Source organism: Paenibacillus phytorum, from assembly GCF_013141715.1.
Lineage (GTDB): Bacteria > Bacillota > Bacilli > Paenibacillales > NBRC-103111 > Paenibacillus_E > Paenibacillus_E phytorum.
The window spans coordinates 1-9,118 of sequence record NZ_WHOA01000244.1; the positions used below are offsets into that span (position 1 = coordinate 1).

The window sequence follows — 9,118 nt, forward strand, 5'->3', positions numbered from 1 at the left end:
TTCAAACTTTCCAAATGACTAGCTTCCAATTGGACACCATTTAGTGTCTATTTAATTATATGACACCATTTAGTGTCCTGTCAACAACATTTTTAAACTCCACATATGTGTTTCAACTTTTGATTTTATGCCATTTGGCTCCTTGATTACATGTTAAAAAGCCTCGGCGCGAAATGCCGAAGCTTTATGATCATGACTCAGTTTTGGTGGGCATCAGGACTGCTTGATTAATCTCATTCGGCTCTAGATAACTGCCCGTTACTTCAATTACACAAAATAGGATCTGCCTCGAAGCAGATCCTAAACAACTATTTACGTCCTTCTTCGAGATGATTAAATTTTAAGCCTCTTCTTATATCCGCTTCACTAGGTCCAATCTGAATCCATTGACCAACTCCCCTATCAGTGTAAGTGTAGTACACACCAGGTTCGTCTTTAAAAAGTACATATACTCCCATTTGAGGCACCTTCCCCAAATATGCCTTTATATCGGATATCTCAGACACTTCATAATGTTTCTCGTTAACTAGATATTCCAGCAATTCTTTCTCCAGTTTACTTTTCTTCACTTCAAAAAATGAATATATTAATGTTGCTATTAATATTACTATTACAAGCACGCTAGGCCAGAGCCATCTTCTACTAATCATTGCTTTCCTCCTGATTCAAAATGAATTTTTGTGCAATTAAGTATAATTATATATTACTTCTATTATCTATTAAAGTTATAATAATATAATATTCCCAATATATGTAATGAATGATATAATACTAAAAAATCGCACTAATTTAGGAGGAAGAATTATGTTTAATAGGGGATTTTTAAAATTTTTTCTTATTGTTTTATTAACTTTCACAGTAATTCCGATCACCGCTCAAGCAAATGATGATGTTGGTACATTTGCAATTCCTGGCCCTAATTATCCTGGAACGAGTATTGAGATGAAGGTTGGAGATGTCCTCTATTCAACTAAAACATTTGGTACATCTTCACAAATTGTAGGACATGTCGGAATAGTAGGTCCTGATTATTTAATATATCATGTCTCCCCGATTATTGATTCCAATGGAAATGGTGCTGGTGATAGTATTTCAACTTACATGAGCAGACATGGTCAAGGTGAGACTCTTCAAATATATAAATATAAATATTCAACTGGGTTAGGTGCTGCTCAATGGGCTAAAAATAATTATATGTATGCTACTGAATATGCAGTAGTTAATCCATTTCATTATTTGAGCACGATAGATCCAAATTATTGTTCGAAATTTATTTGGCAAGCGTTTTATTATGGAGACGGAGTAGACGTTACAGGTAAGGGGCTAACCGGTAGTACATGGGGGACGTGGGTTTATCCATCAAACTTCACTAATTCCAATTTTGCTTGGTCAGGTCAATTTACAACTTAAATTACATTTTTATCCAATGATATAGTGACTCATTTATGTTTCTTCATAGAATTTCAGCATTACTGGCATCGGTATTAATTCTTAAATAAGAAAGAACGAGATTAAGAATATTAAAGCCTAAGCAACAAAAGATACAACTGTAAAAGAAAAATCTTAGTAATAATTCTCGTTTATTCAATGTATCCTTCCTCAAGAAGTTAATAATTGAACAATAAGACCGTTTAACAGCCCCATAAAGCTAAATAACGGTCTTTTTGTTATTCTTGTCATTGGCTTATGACAAGCACTTGATCCAATAAAATCAACTAATCTGCCCATTATTTTAACGAGGCTGCCTATTCATGCGGGCAGCCTCGTCTTGATTTCTTATTGAACAAACGTTCACCGTTAGCTGAACAGCCTGCAGGATCTCGCCGGCAGGCTGTGTAATTAACCGGGTTGTCGCGATCTGATCGAGAATGGCTTGCTGCGCGGTGAGCTGCACCTTGCGATTAATCGTTAGATACAGATTCTGCCCCTTGACCGGCTTGGTCAGCTTCATGTCGCCGACGATCCGGCTCATGCTGTCGATTTGATAGGATTTATAACCGTTAAGCCCCCGCATCTCCTTCTGATACATCAACTCGATGCCGTCGTAGCCGACCTCCTCGGAATCCAAATACTTAAGCGTGGGATCCGATTGATCCGCGTTGATTTCTTTGTAAAAGTCCAGATTCTCCTTGGCTCCCTTCATCTTGTTCATATAGCCGACCAATTGAACTGCGACCCGGTCGGGACTGTACTGGCGGATGCGCTCCTCCACGATCTCCATGTCCGGATACTTGTCGCGGTGCTCGCTAAGATAGGCGATCTCTTCTTTTGACAGTCCCGATTTGATCCGTCGTTGTTGGAATGGCAGATGCGTTCTGCCTTTGATGTCCATAGCCTCGATAACTTCCTCAGTCGTCAACGGCTTGGAATTCGCTTCGCCTTTTTCGTTAAACAGCTGCACGAGTTTTGCAGCCAGCGCCTCCGCCGCTTCTTGCTTAAAGCCTGTTTTGAAAGTAAAGTATAGGGACTGAGTTGAGATCGAATATGCGATCTGCTGTCCCGCCGAATCGTAAATATTGCCGTGGATGGGCGGGATGGATACGCCCTTCGTGATCATGCTTGTCTGGCGTTCCTAGAGACTCGGACCCTCGACGAACTGTAGATAAGCAAAACGTACGATTAGTGAAGAGAACAGGAGAAATGTAAGCATGAAAAAGACATTTAACCTAATACTGAAATGGTGACGGTTTCGAACTTTTTCTTTCGCACTTCGGTTTTATCATTAATTTCCATACCGTTCCTCATTCCGTCACTCGATACCCACCCTTTAATTGTCATATATTCAGACAAATTCCTTTTTAGAGAGGTTCAATCTTTATCCCTGCACAATAAGAATAAGCAACCTTACGGGAATGGCGGGTATCCGAACTCAATACCAAGTTATTTTTCAAAATTTACGCTTCCGAATCCATGAGACCGATGAATTCCCGGATCGGCTGTCGTCTATATAAACGAAGGCATAAATGAACACAAACTAATTTGACGAAGAGGTGTTTTGAAAATGGCATTAACGTCCGCATTCACGAGCTTCAACCTGCCTGTAAAAAACGTAGAACAATCGAAAGCGTTCTTCACCGGACTCGGATTCGAGCTCAACCCGCAATTCCCCGAGAACGAGAATTCGGTAGCCATCGTGATTGGCGACAACCTGCAGGTCATGCTGATCAATCAAGCATTCTTTAATACGCTCACGGAGAAGGAATCCGTCGATACGAGCAAGTATGCGCAGATGACGATCGCATTGGCCTTCGAGAGCCGGGAAAAGGTCGATGAAATCGTGAATACCGCGGTCTCCTTGGGCGGGAAATTGCACGCTGAACCTGAAGATCATGGGTTCATGTATCATTGGGGCTTCGTGGACTTGGACGGCCATCTGTGGGCCATTAACTACATGAACATGGATGCGGCACAAGGTTAAGGCTAACGGAGAGCACGCTCGTACTAGGGTTCAAAAAGAAAGACGCCGGGCATCTTCCCCGGCGTCTTCTTCGATGATTAGTTTTGTTCGGTATAGGCTTTGAAATTGTCCATGATCGCTTGCCAGCCTGCTTGCTGGAACTCGACGGGATTGGAGCTTTCCGCGTCGAACGTTTCAATGACCTTCGTCTCATTCCCTTGATCGACGAAAGCAATATCCACTCTTCTTCCGTCTTCCATGGTGTAGCCGATCGCCTCATGCCGATTCACGACATCGTAGACGCCGCCAAAATCAAAGCCCATGCTGCCATCCTTCGCTTCCATCCGTGTCAGAAACTTGCTGCCGACCCGCAGATCGTTTTCGGCTCTCGGCGCATGCCAGTCCTCGGACGCTTGATTCCACTTCGTGATGTGATCCGGCTCGGTCCAATAGCGCCATACCTTCTCGACACGGGCTTGAATGACGGCTTGCACGGTTACTTTCGTCGGTTGACTCGTTTCCATTTTAAATAGACACCTCTCTCATGATATTCGTCGTTTGGTTATTCTCATGATATAGACGTAAGCCAATGACGAAATTCATTGGTCAATTCGCTCAGGCAGCCCAAATCGCGAAAATAATGGCGTATGAATGAAGTTTTGAACGTGCAGGATTTGATTTTCTTTGGTTTCGATGACGTGGATGCCCCAGGGTACCAGGCCAGAGCCCTCTTTGCCCGGCATATACTGGGCCAACGCCGGATAACCGCCATTCACCGTAATGCGCACAAATCGCGAACCTTCGCAATGCCAGCGAGTAAGCGAATAGAAGGCGGACAAATCTTCCTTGCCGCGGATCCACATCTCGAAGGGCGGCATCGACATGCAGCCTTCCTCGTGGAACAACGCGACGAGCGCAGCAATATCGAATTGCTCGAAGGCCTCCACATACCGGGACAGCAGCTGTTGCTCCGGTTGAACGTCCATGCTGCTGAGCTCATCCGAGCGAAGCTGCGCCCGGTCCATTGTCTCTCGGGCTCTTTGCAAGGCGCTGTTCACCGCTGCCGGCGACATCGCCAACGTTTCCGCGATCTGCTTGGAGGACCATTCAAATACATCCTTCAAAATGAGTACCGCGCGCTGCCGCGGAGGCAAGGTCTGCAGGAGAGCGATGAAGCACAGTTGAAGGGTATCTCTGCGGACGAGCCGATCCTCCGGATTGCCCCCAAAGTCGGGGGACGGCCAGATCCAGGCAGAGTCCGGCAGCGTGTCGCGCGGCTCGACGACGGCGACGGCCGGTTCGAACAGGTCAACGGGAAGCGCGCGGCGTTTGGATTGTCTCAGCTTGTCCAAGCACAGGTTGGAGGCAATCCGATAGACCCAAGTTTTGAACGAGGAATCCTGTCTGAACGTGCTCCAGCTCTGCCAGACCCGAATACTCGTCTCCTGAACGGCATCGTCCGCATCGTCCATGGAGCCTAGCATTCGGTAACAGAACGAGGTTAAGCCCGGCTTCAAGCTTGCAAATAATGGTTCGTCAAATGCGGTCTCGTTCATCGCGGCCTCCCTTAACGATCTCCCCGAAGGGTGGTACCTTCATTATATGCAATGAAGCGGACAGCCTCAATCCAATAAATAGGCAGGATTTAGTACTCATGGATAAAAATTTAGCACGATCGTACTAATAATTCAATAACCAATAAATTAACCCTTGTCTATACTTTAGAAATAATTCGCAATACCTCACGCCAGGACCTGAATACTGGAGCTATCCTGCCCGTTACTTGAATGAACAAAAAGAGGAGCTGCCGCTTGCAAGCTCCTTCACTAATTATTCTAGGTAATTTTTCTTAGTTTGCATCTACTCTCCAGCTCTTTTGTAGCTTCCGAATGTAACAGATTTGACCAATGTGATATGCATTATGAGTTGACACATTTCCGAGTATCTCCCACCACTTGGCAGCCATTGGGAAACCATTCACATCACTTTCGACTTTTTCTTCAGTAAGTAGATCTTGCCATTTTAAAAGCACCTCTAATAATCGTTCTTTTAAGTCAGTGAAATTTTGATCTTTGGGAACTATAAAACTTTTATTATTATTTCCTATGAAAGGCACAGCATTGACATGAGATTTCTGGTATCTAGTTTGCCAAGTTTTATTCCAATAAAGTAAATGCTGCACAATTTCAGCGATACTATTACTATCTTCACTAGGTTTCCAAAACGCTACTTCCTCTGACAAATTTTCAACTGCTTCTGAAAATGGTAGGTACCAACTAGGGTCATTAGCATTTGCTAAAAACTGATCGGATAAAATATCTTTTACATGAAACATACTTTCCACACTCCTTCTTATTGATATGCGGCGGCCTGTTAATGTTCATGTTGAGCTAACGTTCTCCGATAGTTCAATAATGGTACCCCTATTGATGTCCGTTTTAGCCTGCTCATTGCTTTAAATTAAGCTTCAGGAGATGACAATAGTGAAGTAATTTTGTGAACCCAGTCCCCATTTTCATCGGCTAATAAGGTATTCCACCCTAGCAATTTTGCTTCATTAAAGTTTTTATCCTGGTCATCAACAAACCATATATCTCCCTGACGACTTAAACGATCATGAACAAAAGCGTATATTTCAGGATTAGGCTTACAATAACCTACTTGGCTGGATATTGTTATACTGCGTACATAGGGTTCAATTGGTTTTAGAATGGACTGAATCCACTCTATGCGATGGTTGCTTAATAAATGGATGTTTGCGTATTTACTCCATATCTGTACTTTCTCAATAGCTGGTAATGGACGAATATTTGAAATAAGGATTTCCTTTGCCTTGTCTATATTAATTGCAGGAAATTTCATGCACAGCTGGTCCCAGAACCCCTCCTCTGGTATCCTTCCAGTCCATAACTCTTCACGCATTTCCTTTCTAAAATGAAAAAGCATTTCATAAGGTGTATTCGACTCTTCCGAAAGTTCTTGCCAAAAATGAGGAGATAAATTGGTAGCAAGTACGCCTGCAACATCGAGAATTATTTCTTTATTATCCATATTTAGCAACCTCCACCAACACGTTTCAAACATATTCGACTTATGCAGTAAAAACACCTCTTGTGCAACATTACTGCCCATTAGTTCAGCCATACGAAGAAGAAATTGTAGTATCTTGCTCAGTCTGCTTTTTGAAATATTATCGATCATATTTCACTTCAAAAGAGAATTTTTTTACTTGCTTGTGGCTTTTTATTCAGTTGCGGTGTCTAATTAAATGTAAGGTCAAGAGGAGGTTCTTACAATGTCTGGAGCTCATGACAAGAGCCCTGTTTATCCGGATGAACAGGGAAACACGAAAAAATTTGATATCGTCTATGAACAATATCGCAACAGGATCCGCAAATATCTCTCGTTGAATGTAAACCCAATGATTGCGGATGACTTAACGCAACAAGTTTTCTTGAAGGCAATAGAAAATATTCATACTTTCAAGGATAATTCCAGTTTATTCACTTGGATTTTCAAAATTGCCCAGAATACAGTTAAAAACGAATTTCGAAGTTTATCTCGAAAAAAAGAAATTCCATATGATTTTACAGCTTATGAATCACAGTCTATCTCTCTTGATTTTGCTAAGTATGTTGAAATTCGTATTGATATTCGTTCTGCGTTAAAAAAACTAAATGATCTAGACCAACAGATTATTTCGTTGCGTTTTTTTGTTGACTGTACCTTGTTGGAAATTTCCAAGATCGTTGGAATGCGTGAGAGTGCGGTAAAGAACCGATTGTACCGATCATTAGAAAAATTAAGAAGAGAATTAAAAGAATGGGGTGACATTACCATTATGTCTATTCAAGATATGATATCAATTGTGAGTAAAAGTGAAACAAATGACACGAATGAAAGTCTGAACAAGGTGCATCATGACTTGTTTAATGAACTTAAGGATAATGTTGAACGTATTTCATCAAAATTTAATCACCATCCATCCAGAAAAATTATCATTGAAATTTATCCAGATCTTCCAACTTTCCATCAAGCTGTTGGAGAAGCAAACGCCCCTAATTGGTTCATGGGCACTTTTGAGGAAAATAAACTAAAAATTGTATCTCCGTTGAACCCGGGACCAGAGCATACGTATCAATCTATTCTTAAATCCACAGTACACTTGTTTACAATGTGGTTAGTCAGTGACATTAATCCTCTTGCTCCCAAATGGTTACGTCAGGGCATCGGAGGATATGAATCCAAACAAATGACTCAAGAATTTATTAAAAAGACAACTTCGGATGCAATTCAAAAACTTGTAATCCCATCTTTTCAAGAATTAAATAACGATACATGGGATTTTGAAACAATGAAAGGATTTCAGTTTTCTTATTTAATTGTGGAATTCATTGTTGATGAATATGGCTTAGATTCATTAAACAAACTTATTAGGAATCCCAGTGATTTTAATGGAATTTTTCAACGTTCTGAGTTAGAGTTGCATGAGCAATGGGTAGAGTATGTAAGAAACAAATAGAAATAATCCTAACCCCTAAAAGCCTGGTTATAAGCGGGGTTTTAGGGGTTAGACTGCCCGTTAGATCAACGAAAGGCAGCCATTGGTCGGCTGCCTTCCTGGTGAAGCGGTTTGAAGTAAGAAAAGATACTCTACTAGCTAAACTATAAAATCCCTTTAGCTTCTAATCTAAACTATTTCGTCCGCTGAACCGCAAAATCCTGCTGCCATAGGATCCTGCCACCAATTTCAAGTCTGGCCCTCAGTTGGTTCGGCCCAACCTTCAGCGACTTGACGGCACTGTATTGGAACAGAGCCATGTCCCACTGCAGTGGTGCAACCCATTTCGAGAATGTCTGGACGGCCTCTGTTGGCGGAGCTCCGAGCTCCTCCAGCGTCAGCTTAGGCCGTAGCTCAGGTGATGCATCGACCGGGATCTGCTGTATACTGTCCCTGAAGGATACATTGAGCTCCATCTGATCTGAATTGATCGATGTAGGGATGACAAGAGCAGTCACATTGTACGCCTGAAGGGTAAAGGTAAGGGAAGTATCAACTTTAGCTATGAGCGAACCGAACAAGGTCCGTACATCGGCTTCGTTTAGATACAGCTCCCCGTCAGACAAGATCTGCGGCGCTGCTGTCAAGTTCACCTGCCGAACCTCTTTGCCGTTCCAAAGTGTTATCGCCTGCTGTGAACCCGGCTGGATGCGGAAGCCATAGCTGAACCTGCTGCTCTGATAAGTGATCAAGCCGCCTGACTCGCTTTGATCGTAACGGAAGCCTTCGGATAGAAAAGGGATGGATACATACCAAGCATTATCGCGCATATATCCCACTCGACGGTCCTGAACCTTCAGTTCGTCACCGTCGATCTTCGCACTGTTGTAGTACAGAGTAAAGAATGACATTTCCACTGCCGGATCGGGTCCTTGACCGACAATGCGATCGGTATATGGATTTAATTTTAACCAGACAAACCCAACATAAGAATCGATCTGATACCATCGGTTCCCTGACGCATCATCCCAGTAACAAATCGGGTGAAGAATTTGTGGCGCCGCTTGCGCGAACTTATACCAAGTACCCGAGGTCGGCTAACTCATCAGTTGCGCATTGGAGTTCAATTGAATGTCCACGTCAGTCGGCTTGGCATCAATAGGATCGGCAAATTGTTTGTTCACCCAGCCATCTCCTGCCGAGGTATGGGCATGATACCA

Annotated in this window: 10 protein-coding genes; 3 read left to right on the forward strand and 7 right to left on the reverse strand. The window is 42.7% G+C overall.

The window, feature by feature from the left end; genetic code table 11:
• Positions 1–308: 308 nt before the first annotated feature.
• Complete coding sequence (locus GC098_RS36350; protein ID WP_171649206.1) at positions 309–650, reverse strand: DUF3139 domain-containing protein; 342 nt, start codon at positions 648–650, stop codon at positions 309–311.
• 154 nt (positions 651–804) lie between these two features.
• Between GC098_RS36350 and GC098_RS36355 the strand changes: the two genes are divergently transcribed.
• Positions 805–1,410 carry a hypothetical protein gene (locus GC098_RS36355; RefSeq protein ID WP_171649207.1) on the forward strand — a complete coding sequence of 202 codons (606 nt, stop codon included), beginning with the start codon at positions 805–807 and terminating at the stop codon, positions 1,408–1,410.
• A 322-nt stretch (positions 1,411–1,732) separates the two neighbouring features.
• On the opposite strand, the gene GC098_RS36360 is transcribed toward GC098_RS36355, so the two are convergent.
• Complete coding sequence (locus GC098_RS36360; protein ID WP_171649208.1) at positions 1,733–2,557, reverse strand: penicillin-binding protein 2; 825 nt, start codon at positions 2,555–2,557, stop codon at positions 1,733–1,735.
• Positions 2,558–3,001: 444 nt separating this feature from the next.
• Here GC098_RS36360 and GC098_RS36365 point away from each other — a divergent pair, with 444 nt between their 5' ends.
• Entirely contained in the window at positions 3,002–3,418 is a 417-nt protein-coding gene (locus tag GC098_RS36365; protein WP_007729208.1) for a VOC family protein, read from the forward strand.
• 77 nt (positions 3,419–3,495) lie between these two features.
• On the opposite strand, the gene GC098_RS36370 is transcribed toward GC098_RS36365, so the two are convergent.
• The 4 genes from GC098_RS36370 to GC098_RS36385 form a co-directional block, all read right to left on the reverse strand.
• Complete coding sequence (locus GC098_RS36370) at positions 3,496–3,921, reverse strand: SRPBCC family protein (protein ID WP_171649209.1); 426 nt, start codon at positions 3,919–3,921, stop codon at positions 3,496–3,498.
• 75 nt (positions 3,922–3,996) lie between these two features.
• Complete coding sequence (locus tag GC098_RS36375) at positions 3,997–4,953, reverse strand: sigma-70 family RNA polymerase sigma factor (RefSeq protein ID WP_171649210.1); 957 nt, start codon at positions 4,951–4,953, stop codon at positions 3,997–3,999.
• Positions 4,954–5,246: 293 nt separating this feature from the next.
• The gene (locus GC098_RS36380; protein ID WP_171649211.1) at positions 5,247–5,732 is read right to left on the reverse strand and encodes a DinB family protein; all 486 of its coding nucleotides are present in this window, start codon (positions 5,730–5,732) and stop codon (positions 5,247–5,249) included.
• Positions 5,733–5,857: 125 nt separating this feature from the next.
• Positions 5,858–6,448, reverse strand: a complete 591-nt coding sequence (locus GC098_RS36385) for an HAD family hydrolase (protein ID WP_171649212.1) — start codon at positions 6,446–6,448, stop codon at positions 5,858–5,860.
• Positions 6,449–6,692: 244 nt separating this feature from the next.
• Between GC098_RS36385 and GC098_RS36390 the strand changes: the two genes are divergently transcribed.
• Positions 6,693–7,919, forward strand: a complete 1,227-nt coding sequence (locus GC098_RS36390; protein ID WP_171649213.1) for an RNA polymerase sigma factor — start codon at positions 6,693–6,695, stop codon at positions 7,917–7,919.
• A gap of 173 nt (positions 7,920–8,092) precedes the next feature.
• Here the strand turns inward: GC098_RS36390 and GC098_RS36395 are convergent, their stop codons facing one another.
• A complete protein-coding gene (locus tag GC098_RS36395; RefSeq protein ID WP_171649214.1) occupies positions 8,093–8,809 on the reverse strand; it encodes a hypothetical protein in 717 nt (238 codons plus the stop codon).
• Positions 8,810–9,118 lie beyond the last annotated feature (309 nt).

What these genes read in the sequence shown, in the direction of transcription:
- GC098_RS36350 (WP_171649206.1), bottom strand. Translation starts at nt 650, where the DNA reads ATGATTAGTAGAAGATGGCTCTGGCCTAGCGTGCTTGTAATAGTAATA.
- GC098_RS36355 (WP_171649207.1), top strand. Translation starts at nt 805, where the DNA reads ATGTTTAATAGGGGATTTTTAAAATTTTTTCTTATTGTTTTATTAACT.
- GC098_RS36360 (WP_171649208.1), bottom strand. Translation starts at nt 2,557, where the DNA reads ATGATCACGAAGGGCGTATCCATCCCGCCCATCCACGGCAATATTTAC.
- GC098_RS36365 (WP_007729208.1), top strand. Translation starts at nt 3,002, where the DNA reads ATGGCATTAACGTCCGCATTCACGAGCTTCAACCTGCCTGTAAAAAAC.
- GC098_RS36370 (WP_171649209.1), bottom strand. Translation starts at nt 3,921, where the DNA reads ATGGAAACGAGTCAACCGACGAAAGTAACCGTGCAAGCCGTCATTCAA.
- GC098_RS36375 (WP_171649210.1), bottom strand. Translation starts at nt 4,953, where the DNA reads ATGAACGAGACCGCATTTGACGAACCATTATTTGCAAGCTTGAAGCCG.
- GC098_RS36380 (WP_171649211.1), bottom strand. Translation starts at nt 5,732, where the DNA reads ATGTTTCATGTAAAAGATATTTTATCCGATCAGTTTTTAGCAAATGCT.
- GC098_RS36385 (WP_171649212.1), bottom strand. Translation starts at nt 6,448, where the DNA reads ATGGATAATAAAGAAATAATTCTCGATGTTGCAGGCGTACTTGCTACC.
- GC098_RS36390 (WP_171649213.1), top strand. Translation starts at nt 6,693, where the DNA reads ATGTCTGGAGCTCATGACAAGAGCCCTGTTTATCCGGATGAACAGGGA.
- GC098_RS36395 (WP_171649214.1), bottom strand. Translation starts at nt 8,809, where the DNA reads ATGTCATTCTTTACTCTGTACTACAACAGTGCGAAGATCGACGGTGAC.